Genomic DNA, 21,656 nt, shown 5'->3' with positions numbered 1-21,656 from the left:
CGGACACCGCCGCCGGCGACGCTATCCGGCCCGCCTGTGCGGCTTGGACCGCGACCGCTTCTCGATGTACATGCGCTGGTCGGCGGACTGCAGCACCTCGTCGACGGACATGCCGCACTCGGCCCAGCCGATGCCGAAACTGGCGCCCACCCGCACCGCCCGGCCGTCCACCCGGATCGGCGGAATGATCGCGTTCCGCAGCCGGACCGCGAGGTCGGCGGCGTCCGCGCTGCCCAGACCGTCCGCCAGCACCACGAACTCGTCGCCGCCGAGCCGAGCGACGGTGTCCCCGTCGCGGACGCAGGTGGTCAGCCGCCGGGCGACCTCGATCAGCACCGCGTCACCGGCGCCGTGGCCGAAGCGGTCGTTGATCGACTTGAAGCCGTCGAGGTCGCAGAAGAGGACCGCGAGCCCCTTCGTGCCGTCGTCCGCGTACCCGTCGGCCGTCGCGGCCCCGCCCTCGGGCGGTGCGACCGTGTGCACGTGGTGGTCGTAGAACCCGGGGTCGCCCTCGCCCATCGGGTCCCCGAAGAAGCCGTCGTCGTACGTCACGCCGTCGCCGTAGACGCCCTCGTACGCCGCGTCCAGGGCCTCTACGGCGGTCGCCCGCACCGCGTGCGGCCGACGGCACAGCCGGGCGCTCAGCCGGGCACGCAGTTCCGCGCTGTTGGGCAGCCCGGTGAGGGAGTCGTGCGAGGCCCGGTGCGCGAGGTGCAGCTCGTGCCGCTTGCGCTCCTCGATGTCCTCGACGTGGGTGAGCAGGAAGCGGGGGCCGTCGGCGGTGTCGGCCACCACCGAGTTCCGCAGCGAGACCCAGACGAAGGTGCCGTCCCTGCGCTGGAGGCGCAGCTCGGCCCGGCCGCCCTCCGCCGAGGTGCGCAGCAGGGTCCCCACGTCCTCGTGGTGGACCAGGTCGGCGAAGGAGTAGCGGCGCATCGCGGAGGCGGGGCGGCCCAGCAGGCGGCACAGCGCGTCGTTGGTGCGCAGCAGCCGCCCGTGCTGGTCGCCGCCCATCTCCGCGATGGCCATGCCGCTCGGCGCGTACTCGAAGGCCTGCCGGAAGGACTCCTCGCTGGCGCGCAGGGCCTGCTGCTCGCGCTCCAGCCGGACCAAGGCACGCTGCATGTTGGACCGCAGCCGGGCGTTGATGATCGCGATGGCGGCCTGGGAGGCGTACATCGTGAGGGCCTCCTGGGCCCACGCGCCGGGGCGGCGTCCGCCGCGCGGCCGGTCCACGGAGATGACGCCGATCAGCTCCCCGTCGCCGCCGGAGGCGTACATCGGGGCGTACAGCCGGTCGCTGGGGTGCCACTCGTCGGCGAAGCGCGGTTCGGGGCCCTCGGTGTGCCACTGCGGCACGTCGTCCTCCATCAGCACCCAGCCCTCGGTGTGCGGGATGAAGTGGAGGTCGCCCCACCGCTCGCCCATCGACAGCCGGCGCTCCCAGGAGTTGCGGGAGCCGACGCGGCCGGTGATCAGCGCCTCGGCGGCGGTGTTGCCCGCGAAGGCGGCGACCACCAGGTCGCCGTCCGGGCGCACCAGATTCACGCAGGCGAGTTCGTACCCGAGGCCGGCGACGATGCCGTCGGCGACGGCCTGGACGGTGTCCGACAGGCTGCGTGCCGTGTTGAGATCAGCGACCACCCGGTGCAGTTGCCGCAGGGTCGCAAGGCGGACGTACGGCTCCGACTCGGCCTCCATGACCCGCTCCCCGAAACCTCGACAGCAACGACAGCAACTCCAGGCTTCTCATCGTCCGATTGCCACCGCCACTGAATCACAGCGCGCTCCTCCGCCGGTACACAGGGTCAACAATTACCCCTCTCTGTGACTCAAGTCACAAGCTCCGAGCGGAAGTTGACCTCTGCCATATGGGAGCGCTCCCGCGCTGCTCACAGCAGGTGCATGGCCGAAAACGGACATCGACCGGAAGGTTTCTGGCCGGAGGACCTAGGTCCCGTCTGGTCCCTATGTCCGATGTGCCGAGGACATGGTGCCGCCTAGCGTTGATCATGTGTTCCAGACGACAGAAGCCACCCCGGAAACCACCCCTCAGGGCGCCGTCCCTTCGCCCCGCCCGCCCGCGACCCCGCATCCTGTGGGGGTGAGCAATGACGAGTTCCGCGCGGCGATGGCCCGCTTCACCGCGGGCGTGACGCTGGTGACCGCGCACGACGAGGACGGCGGTCCGCGCGGCGAGGACGTCGGCATGACGGCCACCGCGTTCATGTCGGTGTCGCTGGACCCGCCCCTGGTGATGGTCTCCCTGCGCAACGGCTCCCGGATGGACGACCTGCTCGCCGAACAGCCGCTGTGGGCGGTCTCGCTCCTCGCGGAGAGCCAGCGCCACATCGCGGGCCGGTTCGCCATGAAGGGCCGGCTCAGCGACCGGCTGCTCTTCGAGGACATCCCGTGGAAGCGGGGCGAGGTGTCCGGCTCGCCGCTGGTCGGCGGTGCGCTGGCGACGGTCGAGTGCCGTACGGAGCAGCGGGTGGAGGCGGGCGACCACACGCTGGTGATCGGCCGGGTGCTGTCGGTGGAACTGCCGAGCGCGGACGGCGGCCCGCTCACCTACTTCCGGGGCAGGTACCGGCAACTGGCGTGAGGGCGCGGCGTGCGGCCCGGAGCGGACTCGGGCGGGCGGCGTGCGGCGCTTGCGGTGTGCCGCCCGGGGCGGTGGGGCTAGTCCCAGCCCTTGCCCGAGCGTCCACCCTTGGTCTGGCTGCGCTGCTTCTTCTCGCGCAGCCGCCGCTCGTTGATCCCCCGGGGGATCTTCGTCGCGCGCCGCGGCTTCGGCGGCGGGGCGCTCGCCTCCGCGAGCAGCGACGCCAGGCGCACGGCGGCCGTCTCCCGGTTCCGCCACTGCGAGCGGTGCTCGGAAGCCCGTACGGACACCACGCCGTCCACCAGCCGTCCGGCCAGCCGCTCCAGCGCCCGCGCCTTCCACACCTCCGGCAGCGCTTCCGTGCGGGCGAGGTCGAAGCGCAGCTCCACCTGGGAGTCCGAGGTGTTGACGTGCTGTCCACCCGGCCCCGACGACCTGGAGAAACGCCACATGAGCTCCGCCTCGGGAAGGGAGACGGAGCCGCGGATGATGTAGGGCCCGGACATGCGTCCATAGTCCCCGCTTCCGGGCCGCCCCGTCACACCCTTTTCGCCGCCCCCGCCGGGCGCCCCCGCGCACATCCGGGCAAAGAAAGTAAAGAAACCCGGAACTCGGCGGGCACCTGTCCGCGTTAGAGGTGGTGACGGTAGCTTCGGCACTCGCGGCGAAGCCCGCACACCACGAGGAAAGGGACATCCCATGGCAGTCAGCCTCAGCAAGGGCGGCAACGTCTCGCTCACCAAGGAGGCCCCGGGCCTGACCGCCGTGACGGTCGGTCTCGGCTGGGACGTCCGCACGACGACGGGCACCGAGTTCGACCTCGACGCCTCCGCCATCGCGGTGAACCAGGCGGGCAAGGTCTACTCCGACGCCCACTTCGTCTTCTTCAACAACAAGGCGACCCCGGACCAGACCATCGTCCACACCGGCGACAACCGCAGCGGTGAGGGCGAGGGCGACGACGAGCAGATCAACATCAACCTCGCCGGCCTGCCCGCCGACGTGGACAAGATCGTCTTCCCGGTCTCGATCTACGACGCGGAGTCCCGCTCGCAGAACTTCGGCCAGGTCCGCAACGCCTTCATCCGCATCATCAACCAGGCCGGCGGCGCCGAGATCGCCCGCTACGACCTGAGCGAGGACGCCGCCACCGAGACCGCGATGGTCTTCGGCGAGCTGTACCGCAACGGTGCGGAGTGGAAGTTCCGCGCGGTCGGCCAGGGCTACGCGTCCGGCCTGACGGGCATCGCCCAGGACTTCGGCGTCAACGTCTGAGTTCCGCACGACTGTTGAGGAAGCCCCTGGCCGGGTGCATACGGCCGGGGGCTTCCCCCTTTCCCGCTGCCCGGCACTCCCGCGCCCGAGCCGCCTCCGGGTGAAGAGCCCCGGGGCCGGCCGTTCTCGGAGCAGGCGTTCTCGGGGCAGGCGTTCTCAGGGCAGGCCCTGAGGTCCGGGCACGGAGTGGTGGCGTCCGTGTTCGCGGTCCGTAACGATCCCGCGCGGCGTGCGGGCCCGGCGGTCCGGCGTGGGCACATTCCCGGTGTCGGCCGGACGGCGGACCGTTCGGGCCCTGCCGAAGAGGCGCGAGGTGCCCGACGACACACGAGGACGTACGGGGATCACCATGCGCGCTGCCCGCGGGAACAAGTACGGGAAGATCTGCGCCCTGGGAGTCGTGGCCGCCGCCGCGCTCCTGACGACGACCGCCTGCCAGGAGGGCGGCGGCGGTACCGGAGGCGGGGCCGCGGGGCCGCCCGCCGCCTCGGACGTACCCGGTGGCGGGCAGTCGGCTCCGCCGTCCGACGCCCCGGGTCCGGGCAGGCCAGGGGTGGGGAGCACGGGCGGGAGCACCGGCCCGAGTGCCCGTACGGGTACGGGCGGAGGCAGTGGCTCCGGCGGGGCCGACGGCAAGGGCGGCGACGCGGGCGGCGAGTCCGGGACCGGCACGACCGGGGGCGTGCCCGCCGACGGCAGGGGCACCACCGCCTGCACCCACCGCGACGTCAGGATCACCTCGACGATGTATCCGCGCGACGAGGTCCAGCACCTGCTCCTGACCGCCACCAACACCGGTGACAAGCCCTGCACGCTCTACGCCTATCCGAACGTCGTCCTCAACACCGTGGCCCGCGACGTGGGTCCGATGGAGTCCACGCCGCGGGCGACCGCCACGATCGGACCGAAGCAGAAGGGGTACGCGGGGCTGTTCCTCTTCCGGGGCGGCGACCCGACGGACAACGTGAGCGCGGCGAGCATCGAGCTCGTGTCGGCCGACTCCTCGACCCCCTCCGGGGACGGAATCGACTTCCCGATGCCCGACGGCGGTTTCGTGAACGTCGGCCCCAACCCCGCCGTCACGTACTGGAACCTCGACCGGCGCGCGGTGGAGAAGTTCCTGTTCGCCAAGTGACCGCGGGTAACGGGGTGTTCGGCCTCGGTGAACCGCCCGGAGGGCATTCACCCCGTACCGCCGCTGCCTCACACCAAATCCGCAACCTCAACAAAAGCGTTCCATGAACGGCAAGCAATGGTCAAAGAGTTGTGAGGTATTTGTCGGCAACCGATCATCTCTGGCACTGAAGTGTCACTCTCACATCGCTCAGCCTCTAACCCCCCACGGATCGAGTGATGGAGAGCGCATGACCCCCCACGTTTCACGCAAGAGCTCTGCCCGCGTCACCAAGCGTGCCGCCGCCCTCGCGGCGGCGGCCGCGATGGTCGTCGTCGGAGTGCAGGCCGGTGCCGGTACCGCCACCGCCGCTCCCGAGAAGGCGCAGGCGCCCAGCGCGTCCGCCGCCGCCGCGGCCGTCCGGGCGAACGACATCAAGTCCGCCCAGGCCGACGCCGCTTCGGTCGCCAGAGCTCTGGGCCTCGGCGCCGGTGAGAAGCTCATCGTGCGCGACGTCATCAAGGACGCCGACGGCACCGTGCACACCCGTTACGACCGCACCTTCGACGGCCTGCCCGTCCTCGGCGGCGACCTCGTGACGCACGTCGCCAAGGGCGGCAAGCTCAAGAGCATCGACAAGGCGACGGACGCGAAGATATCCGTGCCGACCACCACGCCGAAGCTGAAGTCGGCCGCCGGTGCGCGCAAGGTGATCTTCGCCGTCAGCGGCAAGCCGACCCTCGCGTTCGAGACCGTCAAGAGCAGCGTCAAGAAGGACGGCACGCCGAGCCGGCTGCACACCATCACCGACGCGGCCACCGGCAAGACCCTCTACTCGTTCGACGAGATCGACGACGGCTTCAAGGCCGGCAAGGCCCCGAAGGCCCCCGCCAAGGGCGGCTCCGGCGTCAAGCTGAAGGCCGGCAGCGGCGCCAGCATGTACAGCGGCGAGGTCGCGCTGACCACCACCAAGGGCGGCTCGGGCTTCGAGCTGACCGACGGCGAGCGCGGCGGCCACAAGACGTACGACCTCAAGGGCGGCCAGTCCGGCACCGGCACGCTCTTCACCGACGCCGACGACAAGTGGGGCAACGGCAAGGCGGACGACGCCCAGACCGCCGCCGTCGACGCCGCCTACGGCGCCGCCATGACCTGGGACTTCTACAAGGCCGAGCTGGGCCGCAACGGCATCGCCGGTGACGGCAAGGCCGCCTACTCCCGCGTCCACTACGGCAAGGCGTACGTCAACGCCTTCTGGGACGACAGCTGCTTCTGCATGACGTACGGCGACGGCATCGGCAACACCCACCCGCTGACCGCCATCGACGTGGCCGGCCACGAGATGAGCCACGGCCTGACCGCCGCGACCGCCAACCTGGAGTACGCGGGCGAGTCCGGCGGCCTCAACGAGGCCACCTCGGACATCCTGGGCACCGCCGTCGAGTTCTTCGCGAAGAACACGACGGACGTCGGCGACTACCTCATCGGCGAGAAGATCGACATCAACGGTGACGGCTCGCCGCTGCGCTACATGGACAAGCCCAGCAAGGACGGCCAGTCGCTGGACTACTGGGACGAGAAGGCGGGCGACGTCGACGTCCACTACTCCTCGGGCATCGCCAACCACTTCTTCTACCTGCTGGCCGAGGGCAGCGGCGCCAAGGAGATCAACGGCGTGAAGTACGACTCGCCCACCAAGGACGGGTCGAAGGTCACCGGCATCGGCCAGGAGAAGGCCTACAAGATCTGGTACAAGGCCCTCTCGACCTACATGACCTCGACCACCGACTACAAGGCCGCCCGCGAGGCGACCCTGAAGGCGGCGACCGACCTGTACGGGGCGGACGGCGTCGAGGCCAAGACGGTGGCCGCGGCCTGGACCGGCGTCAACGTCAAGTAACGCTCAGCCGTTGGGAGTGGCGGGCCTCTCGCCTCCGTAGAGCCACGTCTCCCAGACCGCCGACAGATCCGCGTCCGTCCTCTTCTGGACGAACGCGGTGAAGTCGGCGGTCGACGCGTTTTTGCCCCGGTGGGCGGCGGGCCAGTCCTCCAGCAGCTCGAAGAAGGCGTCGTCGCCGATCGCCTGGCGGACCTTGTGCAGGACCATGGCGCCGCCCTCGTAGACCGGCGCTTTGGACACCTGCTTCGCGGTGGGCGGGGCGGCGGGCGGGAACTCCCAGTTGTCGTCGTCCTCGAAGGCCGCCACGAACGCCTCCTGGGCCGTGTCGCCGCCCTCGTCCTCGTCCCACATCCACTCCGCGTACGTCGCGAAGCCCTCGTTGAGCCACATGTCCCGCCAGTCCTTCGGCGAGACGGAGTTGCCGAACCACTGGTGGGCGATCTCGTGCAGCTGGGCCTCGTCGAGCGAGGCGCCCTCGCCGTCGGTGACGCCCGCGTACACCGGCTTCGTCTGCGACTCCAGCGCGTAGCCGACGTCGCCCCGCCCGCGCGTGACCACCGACCCGATGGAGTCGAAGGGGTACGGGCCGAAGTAGGTCACCGCCCAGTCCATCAGCTCCGGGATCTGCTTGCGCAGCGCGAGGCTCTTCGCGTCGACGGACTCCTCCGCCGCCGCGTACACCGGCACGGTCCGCTTCGGCGTCTCGCCGTCCGCCCCGAACTCGGCGGTCGCCTTCCCCTCCCACACGTTGAACGTGCCGATCGACAGCATCGCGAGATAGCTGGCCATCGGCTCGCGCATCCGCCAGTCGAAGGTGGTGCGGCCGTTCGCGGTGGTGGGCGGGTTGCGCAGCTCGCCGTTGGAGATGGCCGTCCGCCCCTGCGGGACGGTGACCTTGATGTCGTACGTCGCCTTGTCGGAGGGGTGGTTGTTGCCGGGGAACCACGCCATCGAGCCGGACGGCTGGCCCACCGCGACCGACAGTTTCCCGTCCGCCGACCGCAGCCAGCCCTCGCGGGCGCCGTCGGTGTTGGTGACGGGGCGCGGGGTTCCGGAGTAGCGGACGACCGCCTTGAAGGTCTCGCCCGCGCGCAGGTCGTGCCGGGGACGCAGGGTCAGCTCGCTGCCCGCCTGGTTCACCGCCGCCCGCTCGCCCTCGACGGTCGCGCTGTCCGCCGTGAGCCCGGCCAGGTCGAGATTGAACGCGCTCAGTCCCTGGGTCGCCTTCGCCGTGATCTCCGCGGTGCCCTTGAGGTGGTGGGCGGCGGGGTCGTAGTCGAGGTCGAGGGCGTAGTGCGAGACGTCGTAGCCGCCGTTGCCGAGCTTCGGGAAGAGCGGGTCACGAAGCCCGTGCGAGCCGGGGGTACCGGTGACGGGGTCCGACTGGGTGCAGGAGGTGAGGGCGAGGGCGGCCACCGCGGCGGTGGCGAGGGTGAGGTGGCGGCGGGTGCGGTGGTGGGGCGAGGACTGCATCCGGCGAGTTTATGGGGGCGGGAGATCGGGGTGCGGGTCCGCCGGGGTGGGCGGGGCAGGGGGGTGCGGGTCCGCCGGGGCGTCCGGGGTGCGGGGGTTCGGCTCCGCCGGGGGCCGCCCCCCTTGCCCGCCCGTTCCGCCCCCGGGGGGCGGCCCCGCCGCCCAAGGGGGCGGGGGCGGGGGCGGAGTGGGTTACAGGACCACGACCCCCAACGGCCGCACCCCCGCCGCCACCTTCCGCTTCGTGCCGTCGCCCAGGTTCACCACCGTGATCCCGTCCCAGGAGCCCTCCCGGGTGAAGCCGCCCGTGACGTACGCCGTGCGCCCGTCGCGCGAGACGGCCACGTCCTCGTGGGGACCGTCCAGCGGGACGACGCGTTCCGAGCCGTCGGGTGCGCGGACCGTCAGCGACGCGTCCTCGTCGTCGCCGCCGATCGGGCCCGTGCCGACGACCAGCAGAGTGCCGTCCGGGGTGATCGTGGTGCCGTGCTGGTGGGTGTTGGCGGTCATCGGCTCGACGGTGACGCGCCCGGTGCGCGGGTCCAGCACGGCGAGGCGCTCGCCCTCGAAGGGCAGCAGGAGGCGGCCGTCGGACGGGCGTACGGCGGCGTAGTGCGGCTTGAGCCAGGAGCCCAGCCCGCCCTCCGTGCCGTACGGCGCGACTTCGAGGCGGCGGGCGCGCAGCGTGTCGGTGGCGACGGCCGTCACGTCGTACGAGTCGTGCCCGGTGGCGTACACCTCGCGGCCGTCGGCCGAGACGTCCACGTCGAAGGGGCGGCGGCCGACGCCGACGGTGTCCACGACCTTCCGGGTGGCGGTGTCGACGACCTCCAGCACCCCCTTCGCGTCCGGCACGTTGACCCCCACGTACACCCGCGTGCCGTCGGGCGAGAGCGCGATGCCCATGCCGCCCGCCCGGTACTCGCCCATCTCGGCGGGCCCCTCCGCCTTCGTCGCGTACGCGATCCGGCCCAGGCTCTCGCGGGTCCGGGTGTCCACCACGGCGACCCCCTCGGCGGTGGCCACCCACGCCCGCCCGTCCGCGCCGACGACCAGCCCGTACGGGGCGGTGCCGACCTCGACCGAGTCGACCGGCCCCTTCGCCGGGTCGACGAACGTGACGGTGTCCGCGTCGAAGTCCGCGACCAGGAGCGTGCCGGACGGGGTGGGTGTGGCGGCCGGTACGGAAGGGGTGACGGAGGCGGTACGGGGGTGCTCCGGGGCGCTCTCGGCGGCCCCGGCACAGGCGGTGAGGGTGGTGAGCAGGGCGAGGGAGAGCACCGCGAGGGCGTGCCGGGGCCCCTTACCGCCGGGGCCCGGGTGGGTGTCCGTACTCATGCCTGCGCCTTCCTCAGGAGTGCCGTGATCACGTCGAAGCCGCGGCGTTCGGCGTGCTCCAGGGGGGTGGTGCCGTCCTGGTCCGCGAGGTCGGGGACGGCCCCCGCCGCGAGCAGGAGTTCCACGACCTCCTGGTGCGGCCGGCCGCCGTCGCCGAGGATCACGGCCTCCAGCAGCGCCGTCCAGCCGAGCCTGTTGACGTGGTTCACGTCGATGTCCGTCTCGGCCAGCACGGCCCTTACGTATCCGACGTGACCGCGTTCGCTCGCCGGGATCACCGAGATCCCGCCGAACCGGTTGGTGAGGGTCAGGTCGGGGTGGGCGGGCAGCAGCACGCGCATCATGGCGACGCTGCCCGTGACCCCGGTGACCAGCCAGGCGCTGTCCTCGCGCCGGTCCTGCGCGTCCGGATCGGCCCCGGCCGCGACCAGCAGCCGGGCGGCCTCCACATGACTGCCGAGCGAGGCGAGCAACAGCGGTGAGCGCAGTTCCTCGTCGCGGGCCTCGACGCGGGCACCGGCCCGCAGCGCGTCCCGCACCCCGTCGACGTCGCCGGTGCGGGCGGCGTCGAGCAGGAGACGGTCGGCGGCCGGGGCGTGGGTGCCTGTGCCTGGATCAGTCATGGGAGGGCCTTCCTGCGGGTGCTCGTACGTGCGCGCGGGTCCTACGGCGCGTACTTCCTGCCGTCGCGTGCGTCCTGCGGCACGTACTTCCTGGCGTCGCGTGCGTCCTGCCGGGGTGTTACTTCCCCAGCGCCGCGACGCCCGCCTGGGCGAACTTCTCGTCCAGGTCGCCGCTGGGCGCGCCCGCGACACCGATGCCGGCGACCGGAGCGCCCTTGGCCTGGACCGGGGCGCCGCCGGCGAGGAACAGGGTGCCGGGGATGTCCTTCAGGTTCGGGGCCTGGGCGAGGCGCTTGGCCAGCTCGGAGGTGGGGGCGTTCCAGGAGACGGCGGTGTAGCCCTTCTTCACGGCCGACTCGGGCGACTGCGGGCCGGCGCCGTCGCCGCGCAGGGTGACGATGGTGTTGCCGTTGCGGTCGACGACGGCGACGGACACGCGCTGGTTGTCCTTCTTCGCGGCGTCGAGCACGGCCTCGGCGGCCTTGGTGGCGGCGGCGACGGTGAGGTGCGTGGACTGCTGGAGGTTGCGGTTCGAGGTGTCGGCCTTCACGGCGGCGACGGACTCGGCGGCCGGCGCGGAGGCGCTGGCGGACACGGCACCGAAGGTACCGGCACCGAGGACGGCGACGGCGGCGGCACCGGTGAGGACGCGGGTGCGGAGGGAAAGCTTCTTCATGGTGTGCTCCAGGGCTGCGGTACGGAAGGAGAGGGAGGAGGGAGGGCGGCGGGGGAGCCGCTCTCCGTCCTGCAACCAATCCTGGGTCCGCGCACCCCTGGGTACGGTCGGTGCACCGGCTGCTCCCGGCGGCCCGGCCGGTCGACCCGGGGGTCAGCCGATCGGTTGATGCGGGGGTGGTCCCGGTGGGTCAGGATGGGCATGTACGTGCTGTTCAGAGCCGGTATGTACGCAGTCGGGACACGGGCGAGGAGCACACGGTGCGGCAGGACGAGGGCGCGGGCCGGACCGGACCCGAAGCCGAAACCGGAACCGGACCCGGACGGCACGACCGTACGGACCGGGCCGCCCGGATCCCCGGAGCTCCGTCCCCGCGCACCGGCACCCCCGCCGACCCCGACCCCGACGCCCGCTGGCTCACCCTCGTCATGCACGTGGCGTTCTTCCTGCTGCTCGGCGCCTCGCTGGCCCGCTTCCTGCTCCGGCACCCGGGCGAGGCCCGCACCCCGTGGATCATCGGCCTGAGCATCACGCTCGCCGTACTGCACGTACTGCTGTACGTCCTGGGGCCGGACGGCGCACGGAGCGGCCGGGGACGCGACCGCGGCCGTAAGAACGGACGCGGACACCCCGGACACCCGGGCCGCCCCACCCGCACCCGCCCCACCGCAGGCACCGCACACACCGCCCGGACCACCGGCACCACCCACCCTGCCCGGACCACCCACCCCACCGCCCACCTCCTCCTCGCCGCCGTGGTCGCCGTCTGGATGGTCCTCGTCGTCCTCGCGCCCAGCTTCGCCTGGTGCGCGGTCCCGCTCTTCTACACCGGGCTGCGCACCCTGCCCGCGCGTACCGCGCTGGCCCTGGTGGCGCTGCTCACCGTGTTCGTGGTCGCCGCCCAACTCCAGCTCGCGGAGGACGGGTTCGATCCGAACCTGGTACTCGCGCCGCCCGCGGTGGCGGCCATCGCCGCCGGGATGTTCGTGTACATGCAGCGGCAGACGGCCCGTCAGCGCGCCCTGATCGACGACCTCATCCGCACCCGCCGCGAACTCGCCGCCACCGAGCGCCGCGAGGGCACCCTCGCCGAACGCCAGCGCCTCTCCATGGAGATCCACGACACCCTCGCCCAGGGCCTGTCCAGCCAGCAGATGCTGCTCCAGGCCGCCGACCGCACGTGGGACGCGGATGCGGCGACCGCCCGCCGGCACGTCCGTACCGCCACCTCCATCGCGGAACGCAACCTGGCCGAGGCCCGCCGTTTCGTGCACGACCTGGCTCCGGCGGACCTGGCCGAGGCGGGGGCCAGGGGCGGCGGGCTGGAGGAGGCCCTGCGGGCGGTCGCCGCCCGCGAGAACGCCCGCTTCCACATCGACGGGACGGCCCCCGCCGTCCCCCTCCCCGACCGGGTCCAGTCGGCCCTGCTCCGGATCGCCCAGGGAGCGCTGGCCAACGTGGCGGAACACGCGAAGGCCACCACCGCGGCACTGACCCTGACCTACCTGGATGATCAGGTGGTCCTCGACATCGCGGACGACGGCCGTGGCTTCGACACCACGGTGCCACCGGGCCCCACGGGCGTACGCGGCCACGGCCTGCCCGCGATCCGCGCCCGGGTCCAGCAGCTCGGCGGCAGCCTGGCCGTCGAGTCCGCCCCCGGCGAGGGCACGGTCCTGTCCGCCGCGATCCCCCTGGAGCCCCAGCCATGACGACACCCGCCACTCCCGTACGGGTCCTGCTGTGCGACGACCACGTGGTGGTACGGGCCGGGCTGCTCGCCCTCCTCAGCAGCGAACCCGACATCGAGGTCGTCGGCGAGGCGGGCAACGGCGAGGAGGCCGTCGCGATGGCTGCCAAGCTGGCCCCCCACGTCGTACTGATGGACCTCCAGCTCGGCGCGGGCATCGACGGCGTCGAGGCGACCCGCCGGATCGCGGGCACGGGCCCGCACGTCCTGGTCCTCACCACGTACGACACGGACGCCGACATCACCCGCGCGATCGAGGCGGGCGCGACCGGCTACCTGCTGAAGGCGGAACGCCCGGAGGAACTGTTCGCCGCGATCCGCTCGGCCTCCCAGGGCCGTACGACGCTGTCCCCGCCGGTCGCGAGCCGGGTGATGGCCCAGATGCGGGGCACCGGCCGCCCCACCCTCACCGACCGCGAGTCGGACATCCTGGCCCAGCTGGCCCACGGCCTGGGCAACCGGGAGATCGCACGGGCCCTGTTCATCAGCGAGGCCACCGTCAAGACGCACCTGGGCCGGATCTACGCCAAGCTCGGAGTGGACACGAGGGCGGGAGCGGTGTCGGTGGCGAAGGAGCAGCGGCTGCTGCCGTGAGGGGGGAGGCGGGCACGGCCTCCTCGGGCCGGCCCGTGCCGTGCGACCATCGGGAACGTGCTCGACATCGGTTACTCCCTCTCCCGCCGCTTCCCCGATCCCCCGCAGACGGACTACCGCCGTGCGGACGTACGGGCGCTGCGGCACGACCTGTTCTGCGGGGACGTGTACCTCGCGGACGTCAAGGCGGACCGGGAGGTTTCCACAGCCTGGGGATGGGTGCCGGTGCTGGACTTCGCGTGGGCGCTGTGCGACATCGTGGAGCAGCTGGACCAGGACCCGCGCGGCAACCGCTCGGCGCACCGGCAGTACGCGGAGATCGACTTCACGGAGTCGACGGACCGGATGCTGTTCGAGCGGCGCTTCGGGTGGGTGGACGTGGAGGCGGACTGGATGCCGGCGGAGGAGGCACCGCTGACCTTCGGCCATCGGCTGCTCCGTCGCGAGGCGCGGGACTTCCTGCACGATCTGGTGGCGGACCTGACGGACATGCACGAGGGTCTGGGCGACAACCCGGCAATCTGGACACTGTTGGGACGCTTCCCGCGAGTGGATTCCTGAGGGGCGCGGCCGGGGTTTTCCTGCGGGAGCGTCGTTGGTTGTCCGCGCGGTTCCCCGCGCCCCTGAAGGGGCGCGCGGAACCGCGCGAGCGGCCACATCGAAGCCGCGGATACGCACCCGGCCGTGGAGGGCACGCCGCCCGTGGGCCGGCAGGGGGCCGCAGCGCACCGGCGTGCCTACCCCTCCACCCGAACCCCCAGCTCCGCCGCGAACACCCCCGCCAGATCCATCAACTGCACGGGACTGATCACCGCCCCCCGCAGCCGGTCCACGCCCCGCGCGATCTCCAGTCGCGCCACCGTCCGCAGGTCCACGTCCCGCATCGCCGCACCGCTGAAGTCGACGCCCTGCAGCACGCAGTCCCGGAACTCCACCCGCTCCAGCTTCGCGTCCATGAAGTCCGGTTCGACGAGCACGCACCCCTCGAACACCACGTCCTTCAGCCGCGACTTCCGCAGGTTCAGGTAGTCGATCTTGCCGCCCCGCACCACCACCCTCTCCAGCACCGAACCGTGCAGCTGCGTCCCGCCCAGCCGGGCGTCGACGATCTCCACGTCCCGCAGCGACGCCTCCGCCAGGTCCGTGCCCACGCCGCGCACCCTGTCCAGGACGCAGTCCAGCACCCGTGCCCTGCCCAGCCGGGTCTCGTCCAGCACGACCCCGTACAGCCCGCAGTCCATGAACCGCGACCCGCGCCCCTCCTGGCCGGTCAGGTCGCAGTCCCGGAACTCCAGGCCGTCGTAGTCCCCCTCCGTCTCCAGTCCGCCGTCCGCGAAGGGCGTCAGCTCGGGCAGCCGCACCTCCGCCCGCCGCACCGCAGGGACCTGCTTCTTCCTCGCCTCACGTGCCATCTCCCCATGCTGCCCCACCCCACTGACAACCCCGCGGCACTCCGGCCACCGCCCCGTGCCACCGCCCCATGTCACATCCCGGGCCTCCCGATCCGTCCCCCTGACGAAGGCACGCAACGCGAAGAGCTCCCACCGACCCACCCGCCCCGGGAGGCCCCCCATGCAGCTCACCGTCATCGGCTCCGGCCTGGCCGGTCTCACCTCCGCCATCACCGCCGCCGAGTCCGGCACCCCCGTACACCTCCACGAGGCCCACCACACCCTCGGCGGGCGCGCCCGCACCGCCACGGGGGCGTACCGGACCAACGAGGGCCCGCACGCCCTGTACTCGCGCGGCCCGCTGTGGACCTGGCTCCAGCAGCGCGACCTCGTCGGGCCGTCCGCCGCCGTCCCGCTGCGGGCCGCCGCCCGCACCCGGTTCCACCGGGACGGCGCCCTGCGCCGGATGCCGCCGCTCGCCGTGCTGCGGCTCGGCCGCAGGCAGGCCGGGGACGCCCCCGTCGACACCGACTTCCGCACCTGGGCCGCCTCCCTGGTCGGCGAGCGCCACGCCGAGTTCGCGGCCAACGCCATCGGCGTCGCCGTCTTCCACCACGACCCCGGCGCGCTCTCCGCCCGCTTCGTGCAGGAGCGGCTGCACCGGGTGCTCGCCATGCCGCCCGAGGCCAGGTACCCGGTGGGCGGCTGGGGTGCGGTGGTGGACAGGATGGCCGCGCACGCCCGTTCGCTCGGGGTGCGGATCGAGACCGGCTCCCGCTTCACCGGCTCCGAACTCGCTGACGCCGCCGCCCGCGGCCCGGTGGTCGTCGCGACCTCCCTCGCCGCCGCCCGGCACCTCCTGGACGACGACTCGCTCACCGGGCCGAGCGGCCGGACCGCCCTCCTCGACCTCGGACTGCGCACCCGGCGCGGCGACGCGTTCATCGTCAGCGACCTGGACGCCCCCGGCTGGATCGAGCGCTTCACCGCCCAGGACCCCTCCCTCGCCCCGGCCGGCGAGCAGCTCGTCCAGGCCCAGTTCCCGCTCGCCCCCGGCGAGTCCAGGTCCGCCGGCATCGCCCGCGCCGAACGTCTCCTCGACCTCGGTCTCCCCGGCTGGCGCTCCCGCGTCACCCACCGCTCCGAGGCGCTGGCCACCGGCCGTACCGGCGCCCTCGACCTGCCCGGCACCACCTGGCGCGACCGCCCCGCGATCGACCGCGGCAACGGCATCCACCTGGCGGGCGACCAGGTCGCCGCCCCCGGCCTGCTCGCCGAGGTGTCCCTCAACAGCGCCCTGGAAGCCACCTCCCTCGCCCTGCGGAACGCCCGCCTCCAGCAGCTCGGCGGCACCGGCCCGGCGGACCGCCCCGCCCGGTGGTCCGCGCACTCCTCCGGCCGCCTTGACCTCAAGAGCGCTTGAGGTACGAGAGTGATCACCGAGTCGCCGGTACGACGCCCACCCGGGCGGTCGGCACGGCGCCCGGACAGGGGAGTTGACCATGCACGCCATCCGCCTCCACGCCTTCGGCCCGGCCGAGAACCTGAGTTACGAGAAGACCGAGGACCCGGTCCCGGGCCCCGGCCAGGTCCGGATAGCCGTCACGGCGTCCGGCGTGCACCTCCTGGACACCGCACTGCGCAAGGGCATGCAGGGCCCGTTTCCGGCACCCGCCGAGCTGCCCACGATCCCCGGCCGCGAGGTGGCGGGCACCGTGGAGTCGCTCGGCGAGGGCACCGACCCGTCCTGGCTGGGCAGGCGCGTGGTCGCCCACCTCGGCATGAACCCGGGGGGCTACGCCGAGCTGGCCGTCACCGACGCCGCCAAGCTGCACCCCGTGCCCGACTCCCTGGACGACGCCGCGGCCATCGCCATGATCGGCACCGGCCGCACCACCCTCGGCATCCTCCAGTTCGCCGAGGTCGACGCCTCCACCGTCGCCCTGGTCCCGGCCGCGGCGGGCGGCATCGGCACCCTCCTCGTCCAGTACGTGAAGAACGCCGGGGGCACCGTCGTCGGTCTGGCGGGCGGCCCCGCCAAGGTGGCCGCCGTCGAGGCGAACGGCGCGGACCTCGCCGTCGACTACACCCGCCCCGACTGGACCGGCCGTGTCGCCGCGTTCCTCGCCTCGCGCGGCCTCGACGGCGCCACGGTGGTCTTCGACTCGGTCGGCGGCGACACCGGCCGCGCCGCCGTGGACCTCCTCGCCCCCGGCGGCCTGCACCTGGTCTTCGGCTGGTCCGGCAAGGGGCCGCACGACGGCGAACCGCTCACCTTCACCGAGGCCGAGCTCGCCGCCCGCGACATCACCTCCGAGCAGGTGCTCGGCCCGCCGATGTTCGCGAAGGTCGGCACCGACGACCCGCTGCGCACCCTGGAGACCCGCTCCCTGGCCCTGGCCGCGTCCGGCGAACTGCGCCCCGCCGTCCAGCGCTACCCCCTCGCGGAGGCCGCCAGGGCCCACCACGACCTGGAGAACCGGGGCACGGTCGGCAAGGTCGTCCTGGTCCCCTGAGCATCCCGGCACCAACGGGCCCGGCGGGGGGCGCGTCCGGGCGGGGACCCCGGGGCGCCCCCGCCCGGACGCGCCCCCGCCTCAACTCCCCAGCTTCTCCAGCGCGTCGTCGGTGAGCCGGTACACGTCCCACTCCTCCTGCGGACGCGCGCCCAGCGCCTCGTAGAAGTCGATGGACGGCCGGTTCCACTTCAGTACCGACCACTCCAGCCGCTGGTACCCGCGCCGCACGCAGGTACGGGCCAGCTCCGCCAGCAGTGCCTTGCCGTGGCCGCCGCCGCGCGCGGACGGGCGTACGTACAGGTCCTCCAGATAGATCCCGTGCACCCCGCGCCAGGTCGAGAAGTTCAGGAACCACACCGCGAACCCGACGACCTCGCCGTCCGGCGTCTCGGCGATGTGCGCGTACGCGGCGGGGGCCGGCCCGAACAGGGCGTCCCGCAACTGGTCCTCGGTGGCCCTGACCTCGTCGAGGGCCTTCTCGTACTCGGCCAACTCCCTGATCATGGCGAGGATCTCGGGCAGGTCGTCCACGGTGGCGTTGCGAATCATGCGCGCAGGTTATCCGGGCCGCCGCGCAGCAGCCGGGCCACCGCCACGTCGTCCTCGTCCAGCCCCTCCCCGTCCGCCACCGACCACAGCGCGTTCTGCAGGATCCGGCCCAGCGTCCAGGCCTTCGCGCGCTCCCGGTCCAGCCCCATCACATCGGTCATCGCGTCGAAACGCCACCGGGTGTCGGCCGGGTCGAAACGGTTGTTGAGGGCCGGCCACAGGTCGAACCCGGGGTCCCCGGCCAGCGGCTTGGGGTCGATGGCGACCCAGCCGCCGCGCCCCGCGAGCACGTTCTCGAAGTGCAGGTCCCAGTGCAGCAGGGCGTCACCGGGCTCGTCCATGACCTCCCGCACCGCCGCCGCGCAGTCCGCGACCAGCCGCCGCTCCGCCGGGTCGGCGAGGGCCCGCAGCGCGTCGGGGGTCTCCGCCACCATCCCGGCCGCGACGTCCCCGAGCCGCCGCATCCCGGCCGGTGCCGGTACGGCGTTGAACCGGGCCAGCATCCCGGCGATGACGAGCACGCCCCGCCGGGTGTCCGGCTCGTCGTCGAGGGAACGGCCGGAGTCCAGCCGCTCCAGCAGCAGCGAACCGTTGCGGGGGTCGTCGTCCAGTACGTGCACGGCCCCGAGGTCCGCCCAGGCCCGCAGCGCGTCGGCCTCGCCCGCGCTCTCCTCGTTGACCGCCTGCAGCTTGAGGGCGGCGGGGGTGCCGTCCGCACGCCGCACGGGCAGCACGAGCGCCGCCATGCCGTGCATCGACGGCCCGTCGACGGTCAGCTCCCAACGCCCGAGCATCTCCGCCGCGAGCCCGGGGAGCGACTCGATGAACGCCCGCCCGGCCTCGCCCTCGTACTGGATCTGCGTGGCGGCCAGTTCTTCCGGAACCCGAATCTCGATCACCCGACCGACCCTACGGCTGCGCCCCCGGCCCCCGCACACGCAATTCCCCCGCACCACTGCCCCCGAGCCGCACCGCCGCCGCCCCTGCTACCCCCGTCCCCCGCACGCCCCCATCGCCGCCTGCCAGAACTCCAGGCCGCGCACCGCCTCGTGGCGCAGGCGCCGCCCGCTGCCCGCGGTCGGGCGCAGCCGCGCGTAGGCCTCGCGCAGTTCCTCCGCCACCGTCTCCGTCAGGCCCGCGAGGCGTTTGCCCACCATCACGTCCCAGTCGACCGCGCCCGGCCCCCGGCCCTCCCGGTGCAGTTCCACCAGGGGCAGCCGGCGGCCCACCGCCCACACCACCAACTGCGGTGCGTCCCGCCACAGATGGGCGTGTCCGTACCGCTTGCCGCGGGCCATCCGGCCCACCACGTCCCGCACCTCACGGGCGATCACCACCGCCCGCAGCACCCCCACCGCCTCGGTGTGCTCGTTGAAGACCGTCCGGTACGCCGCCTGGCCCCGCTCCGCCCACAGCCGTTCGCGGCCCGCCGCCGTGCCCGCCGCGTGCGCCACCTCCAGGCGCGCACCCGGGGCCAGGCAGGCCAGCGCCGCCGTCGCCTCCTCCACCGTCAGGCACGTCCCGGACGCGCCACCGTCCCCGTACGGCTCGCGCGCCTCACCGCGGCGTACCAGGAACCGCACCCCGTCGTCGCGGAACTGCCGCATCACCCGCAGCAGGTTCGGGTCCCGCACCAGCTCGTCCTGCGCGGTCGCCGCGTTGCGCCGGCGGTCCTCGGCGTCCAGCTCGCCCCGCACCACTTCCACCGCCGGCCCCGTCACCACCTCCAGCCGCACCACCGACTGCCGCAGCCGGTCCACCGGCATCCCGTCCGCGACGGCCCGCTCCAGCACCCCCAACCGCTGTACGCCGTCCAGCACTTCGGGCACCGCGATCTGCACCACTCCCCGGTTGCGGGTCCCGGCCGGGTCCCACCGCACCAGCTCGGCACCCAGCACCACGGACCCCACCACCCCGAAGTCCCAGGGCCGCTCCCACAGCAGCTCCGTCAGCTCCCGGTTGGCCGCGCTGCCCTCCAGGAACCCGCGCCGGCCCCCGTCACCCCACTCCCGCTCCACCAGCTGGTCCGCACCCACCCACACCAGCCACCGCTGGTCACTGATGCGCTCGACCCTCTCCGGTCTCAGGGCCGGCCCCACGAAATGCGCGGGCACGGGCGTCGGAACGAGCTGCGGCGGCAAGAAAAGAACATCGGTCACACCCCACCCAACGCCCGCACCACCCCGCAGGTCGCGCCCGTCCCACACCCGACAGTCCGTCGAGGACCAGGGCCACCACACCCACCGAACCGCCCATTGCCGCACCGCACCCCCGCCCGCTAGCGTCCCGGCACCACCCCTGAGCAGCCACGACCCCAGCCGCCCGGACCGGGGCAGCCCCCGCGAGCGGTACGCCGAACAGGACGAAGGCCAGCATGAGCAGCACCAGCAACGCCCCGACCACCAACGGGGGAATCTCCTACTGGTACGCCGACGAGGGCATACCCGCCCCTCGCGAGCCCCTCGGCGGCGACACCACCGCGGACGTCTGCATCGTCGGCGGCGGCTACACCGGGCTGTGGACGGCGTACTACCTGAAGAAGGCCGTCCCCTTCCTCGACATCACGGTGCTGGAGGCGAAGTTCTGCGGCTACGGAGCCTCGGGGCGCAACGGCGGCTGGCTCTACAACGGCATCGCCGGCCGCGACCGGTACGCCGCGCTGCACGGCCGCGAGGCCGCCGCCCGCCTCCAGCAGGCCATGAACGACACGGTCGGCGAGGTCGTGGACACCGCCGCGGCCGAAGGGATCGATGCGGACATCCACCGCGGCGGCGTACTGGAGGTGGCCTACACCCCGGCCCAGCTCGGCCGGCTGCGCGCCTTCCACGCCGCCGAGCTGGCCTTCGGCGAGCAGGACCGCGTGCTGCTCGGCGCCCGGGACACCGCGGCCCGCGTCAAGGTCGCCGGAGCGGTCGGCTCCACCTGGACCCCGCACGGCGCCCGCCTGCACCCCGCGAAGCTCGTCAAGGGCCTGGCCGACACCGTCGAGGCCCTCGGCGTCACCCTCCACGAGTCCACGCCGGTCACCGCCATCGAGCCCAAGCACGCCCGCACCCCGTACGGCACGGTCCGCGCCCCGTACGTCCTGCGCTGCACGGAGGGCTTCACCCCCACCATCAAGGGCCAGAAGCGCTCCTGGCTCCCCATGAACAGCTCGATGATCGTCACCGATCCCCTGCCCGCCGACCTGTGGGAGACCATCGGGTGGGACGGCCGCGAGAACCTGGGCGACATGGCCCACGCCTACATGTACGCCCAGCGCACCGCCGACGACCGCATCGCGATCGGCGGCCGGGGCGTCCCGTACCGCTTCGGCTCCCGCACCGACAACGACGGCCGCACCCAGCCCGCCACGGTGACGGCCCTGCGCGAGATCCTCGTCCGCTTCTTCCCCACCCTCGCCGGGACCCGCGTCGCCCACGCCTGGTCCGGCGTCCTCGGCGTCCCCCGCGACTGGTGCGCCACGGTCTCCCTGGACCGCTCCACCGGCCTCGGCTGGGCCGGCGGCTACGTCGGCTCCGGCGTCGCCACCACCAACCTCGCCGCCCGCACCCTCCGCGACCTCTTCCTCCAGGACTCCGGCCAGGGCGGCGAGACCGACCTCACCACCCTCCCGTGGGTCAACCACAAGGTCCGCAAGTGGGAACCGGAGCCCTTCCGCTGGCTCGGCGTCCAGGGCATGTACGCCGCCTACCGCGAGGCCGACCGCCGCGAACTCACCGCCCACTCCGCCGACACCCACCCGATGGCCCGCCTGGCGGACCGGGTGTCGGGGCGGCACTGAGGCAGCGCCCGGGACCCGGACCTTCCCGAGCCGCGTCCCGGGCTCCGAGCGCCGGACGCCGGGCG

The 21,656-nt window shown here is 73.1% G+C and carries 20 protein-coding genes; 10 read left to right on the top strand and 10 right to left on the bottom strand.

Translation table 11 applies throughout. The features are described 5' to 3' along the window. Positions 1–21 precede the first annotated feature (21 nt). Positions 22–1,701, bottom strand: coding sequence for a diguanylate cyclase CdgB (cdgB, locus tag ACFYVL_RS10070; protein ID WP_389242735.1), 1,680 nt, complete (start codon positions 1,699–1,701; stop codon positions 22–24). 403 nt (positions 1,702–2,104) lie between these two features. Between cdgB and ACFYVL_RS10065 the strand changes: the two genes are divergently transcribed. After that, positions 2,105–2,605, top strand: a complete 501-nt coding sequence (locus ACFYVL_RS10065; RefSeq protein WP_389242733.1) for a flavin reductase family protein — start codon at positions 2,105–2,107, stop codon at positions 2,603–2,605. A 77-nt stretch (positions 2,606–2,682) separates the two neighbouring features. Here ACFYVL_RS10065 and arfB read toward each other — a convergent pair whose 3' ends face one another. Then, positions 2,683–3,111: an alternative ribosome rescue aminoacyl-tRNA hydrolase ArfB gene (arfB, locus tag ACFYVL_RS10060; protein WP_389242731.1), complete on the bottom strand. Its 429-nt coding sequence runs from the start codon at positions 3,109–3,111 to the stop codon at positions 2,683–2,685. Between the two features lie 193 nt (positions 3,112–3,304). Here arfB and ACFYVL_RS10055 point away from each other — a divergent pair, with 193 nt between their 5' ends. From ACFYVL_RS10055 to ACFYVL_RS10045, 3 genes are all read left to right on the top strand, one after another. Continuing rightward, the gene (locus ACFYVL_RS10055; RefSeq protein ID WP_389242729.1) at positions 3,305–3,880 is read left to right on the top strand and encodes a TerD family protein; all 576 of its coding nucleotides are present in this window, start codon (positions 3,305–3,307) and stop codon (positions 3,878–3,880) included. A gap of 349 nt (positions 3,881–4,229) precedes the next feature. Next, on the top strand, positions 4,230–5,015 hold the full coding sequence (locus tag ACFYVL_RS10050) for a DUF4232 domain-containing protein (protein ID WP_389242727.1): 786 nt from the start codon (positions 4,230–4,232) through the stop codon (positions 5,013–5,015). A gap of 229 nt (positions 5,016–5,244) precedes the next feature. Continuing rightward, positions 5,245–6,894, top strand: a complete 1,650-nt coding sequence (locus tag ACFYVL_RS10045) for a M4 family metallopeptidase (RefSeq protein WP_389242725.1) — start codon at positions 5,245–5,247, stop codon at positions 6,892–6,894. Between the two features lie 3 nt (positions 6,895–6,897). On the opposite strand, the gene ACFYVL_RS10040 is transcribed toward ACFYVL_RS10045, so the two are convergent. From ACFYVL_RS10040 to ACFYVL_RS10025, 4 genes are all read right to left on the bottom strand, one after another. Beyond that, on the bottom strand, positions 6,898–8,367 hold the full coding sequence (locus tag ACFYVL_RS10040) for a M1 family metallopeptidase (protein WP_389242723.1): 1,470 nt from the start codon (positions 8,365–8,367) through the stop codon (positions 6,898–6,900). Between the two features lie 192 nt (positions 8,368–8,559). Next, complete coding sequence (locus ACFYVL_RS10035) at positions 8,560–9,705, bottom strand: hypothetical protein (protein WP_389242722.1); 1,146 nt, start codon at positions 9,703–9,705, stop codon at positions 8,560–8,562. After that, positions 9,702–10,328, bottom strand: coding sequence for an ankyrin repeat domain-containing protein (locus ACFYVL_RS10030; protein ID WP_389242720.1), 627 nt, complete (start codon positions 10,326–10,328; stop codon positions 9,702–9,704). Before ACFYVL_RS10030 ends, ACFYVL_RS10035 begins: the two co-directional genes overlap by 4 nt. A gap of 118 nt (positions 10,329–10,446) precedes the next feature. Beyond that, the gene (locus ACFYVL_RS10025) at positions 10,447–11,004 is read right to left on the bottom strand and encodes a heme-binding protein (RefSeq protein WP_389242718.1); all 558 of its coding nucleotides are present in this window, start codon (positions 11,002–11,004) and stop codon (positions 10,447–10,449) included. 428 nt (positions 11,005–11,432) lie between these two features. Here ACFYVL_RS10025 and ACFYVL_RS10020 point away from each other — a divergent pair, with 428 nt between their 5' ends. Genes ACFYVL_RS10020 through ACFYVL_RS10010 form a run of 3 tightly spaced genes read left to right on the top strand, consistent with a single transcriptional unit; the run spans position 11,433 to position 13,909 of the window. Beyond that, positions 11,433–12,716 carry a sensor histidine kinase gene (locus ACFYVL_RS10020; protein ID WP_389243396.1) on the top strand — a complete coding sequence of 428 codons (1,284 nt, stop codon included), beginning with the start codon at positions 11,433–11,435 and terminating at the stop codon, positions 12,714–12,716. Continuing rightward, positions 12,713–13,348 carry a response regulator gene (locus ACFYVL_RS10015; protein WP_389242717.1) on the top strand — a complete coding sequence of 212 codons (636 nt, stop codon included), beginning with the start codon at positions 12,713–12,715 and terminating at the stop codon, positions 13,346–13,348. The genes ACFYVL_RS10020 and ACFYVL_RS10015 overlap by 4 nt, the downstream gene beginning before the upstream one ends. A gap of 57 nt (positions 13,349–13,405) precedes the next feature. Next, positions 13,406–13,909 carry a hypothetical protein gene (locus tag ACFYVL_RS10010; protein WP_389242715.1) on the top strand — a complete coding sequence of 168 codons (504 nt, stop codon included), beginning with the start codon at positions 13,406–13,408 and terminating at the stop codon, positions 13,907–13,909. Positions 13,910–14,085: 176 nt separating this feature from the next. Here the strand turns inward: ACFYVL_RS10010 and ACFYVL_RS10005 are convergent, their stop codons facing one another. Next, the gene (locus tag ACFYVL_RS10005; protein ID WP_389242713.1) at positions 14,086–14,760 is read right to left on the bottom strand and encodes a pentapeptide repeat-containing protein; all 675 of its coding nucleotides are present in this window, start codon (positions 14,758–14,760) and stop codon (positions 14,086–14,088) included. 160 nt (positions 14,761–14,920) lie between these two features. Here ACFYVL_RS10005 and ACFYVL_RS10000 point away from each other — a divergent pair, with 160 nt between their 5' ends. Beyond that, the gene (locus ACFYVL_RS10000) at positions 14,921–16,162 is read left to right on the top strand and encodes an NAD(P)-binding protein (RefSeq protein WP_389242711.1); all 1,242 of its coding nucleotides are present in this window, start codon (positions 14,921–14,923) and stop codon (positions 16,160–16,162) included. A gap of 79 nt (positions 16,163–16,241) precedes the next feature. Beyond that, positions 16,242–17,255 (top strand): zinc-binding dehydrogenase, encoded by a 1,014-nt coding sequence (locus ACFYVL_RS09995; RefSeq protein ID WP_389242709.1) that lies wholly within the window; start codon positions 16,242–16,244, stop codon positions 17,253–17,255. A gap of 81 nt (positions 17,256–17,336) precedes the next feature. On the opposite strand, the gene ACFYVL_RS09990 is transcribed toward ACFYVL_RS09995, so the two are convergent. From ACFYVL_RS09990 to ACFYVL_RS09980, 3 genes are all read right to left on the bottom strand, one after another. Beyond that, a complete protein-coding gene (locus ACFYVL_RS09990; RefSeq protein WP_389242707.1) occupies positions 17,337–17,807 on the bottom strand; it encodes a GNAT family N-acetyltransferase in 471 nt (156 codons plus the stop codon). Next, on the bottom strand, positions 17,804–18,706 hold the full coding sequence (locus ACFYVL_RS09985) for an aminoglycoside phosphotransferase family protein (RefSeq protein WP_389242705.1): 903 nt from the start codon (positions 18,704–18,706) through the stop codon (positions 17,804–17,806). Before ACFYVL_RS09985 ends, ACFYVL_RS09990 begins: the two co-directional genes overlap by 4 nt. 87 nt (positions 18,707–18,793) lie before the next feature. Then, positions 18,794–19,948, bottom strand: coding sequence for a hypothetical protein (locus ACFYVL_RS09980; RefSeq protein ID WP_389242703.1), 1,155 nt, complete (start codon positions 19,946–19,948; stop codon positions 18,794–18,796). Between the two features lie 233 nt (positions 19,949–20,181). Between ACFYVL_RS09980 and ACFYVL_RS09975 the strand changes: the two genes are divergently transcribed. Then, positions 20,182–21,591: an NAD(P)/FAD-dependent oxidoreductase gene (locus tag ACFYVL_RS09975; RefSeq protein WP_389242701.1), complete on the top strand. Its 1,410-nt coding sequence runs from the start codon at positions 20,182–20,184 to the stop codon at positions 21,589–21,591. Positions 21,592–21,656: the final 65 nt, after the last annotated feature.

It is taken from the genome of Streptomyces sp. NPDC004111 (assembly GCF_042874215.1).
GTDB lineage: Bacteria > Actinomycetota > Actinomycetes > Streptomycetales > Streptomycetaceae > Streptomyces.
Note: the sequence above shows the minus strand (reverse complement) of the source record. Positions and strands in the feature narration are given on the sequence as shown.

Excerpts from the sequence above, each read along its gene's own strand:
- ACFYVL_RS10030 (WP_389242720.1), bottom strand. The coding sequence starts at position 10,328 with ATGACTGATCCAGGCACAGGCACCCACGCCCCGGCCGCCGACCGTCTC.
- ACFYVL_RS09975 (WP_389242701.1), top strand. The coding sequence starts at position 20,182 with ATGAGCAGCACCAGCAACGCCCCGACCACCAACGGGGGAATCTCCTAC.
- ACFYVL_RS10015 (WP_389242717.1), top strand. The coding sequence starts at position 12,713 with ATGACGACACCCGCCACTCCCGTACGGGTCCTGCTGTGCGACGACCAC.
- ACFYVL_RS10035 (WP_389242722.1), bottom strand. The coding sequence starts at position 9,705 with ATGAGTACGGACACCCACCCGGGCCCCGGCGGTAAGGGGCCCCGGCAC.
- cdgB (WP_389242735.1), bottom strand. The coding sequence starts at position 1,701 with ATGGAGGCCGAGTCGGAGCCGTACGTCCGCCTTGCGACCCTGCGGCAA.
- ACFYVL_RS10025 (WP_389242718.1), bottom strand. The coding sequence starts at position 11,004 with ATGAAGAAGCTTTCCCTCCGCACCCGCGTCCTCACCGGTGCCGCCGCC.
- ACFYVL_RS10020 (WP_389243396.1), top strand. The coding sequence starts at position 11,433 with ATGCACGTGGCGTTCTTCCTGCTGCTCGGCGCCTCGCTGGCCCGCTTC.
- ACFYVL_RS10040 (WP_389242723.1), bottom strand. The coding sequence starts at position 8,367 with ATGCAGTCCTCGCCCCACCACCGCACCCGCCGCCACCTCACCCTCGCC.
- ACFYVL_RS10050 (WP_389242727.1), top strand. The coding sequence starts at position 4,230 with ATGCGCGCTGCCCGCGGGAACAAGTACGGGAAGATCTGCGCCCTGGGA.
- ACFYVL_RS10055 (WP_389242729.1), top strand. The coding sequence starts at position 3,305 with ATGGCAGTCAGCCTCAGCAAGGGCGGCAACGTCTCGCTCACCAAGGAG.
- ACFYVL_RS10000 (WP_389242711.1), top strand. The coding sequence starts at position 14,921 with ATGCAGCTCACCGTCATCGGCTCCGGCCTGGCCGGTCTCACCTCCGCC.
- ACFYVL_RS10045 (WP_389242725.1), top strand. The coding sequence starts at position 5,245 with ATGACCCCCCACGTTTCACGCAAGAGCTCTGCCCGCGTCACCAAGCGT.
- arfB (WP_389242731.1), bottom strand. The coding sequence starts at position 3,111 with ATGTCCGGGCCCTACATCATCCGCGGCTCCGTCTCCCTTCCCGAGGCG.
- ACFYVL_RS09995 (WP_389242709.1), top strand. The coding sequence starts at position 16,242 with ATGCACGCCATCCGCCTCCACGCCTTCGGCCCGGCCGAGAACCTGAGT.
- ACFYVL_RS09990 (WP_389242707.1), bottom strand. The coding sequence starts at position 17,807 with ATGATTCGCAACGCCACCGTGGACGACCTGCCCGAGATCCTCGCCATG.
- ACFYVL_RS10005 (WP_389242713.1), bottom strand. The coding sequence starts at position 14,760 with ATGGCACGTGAGGCGAGGAAGAAGCAGGTCCCTGCGGTGCGGCGGGCG.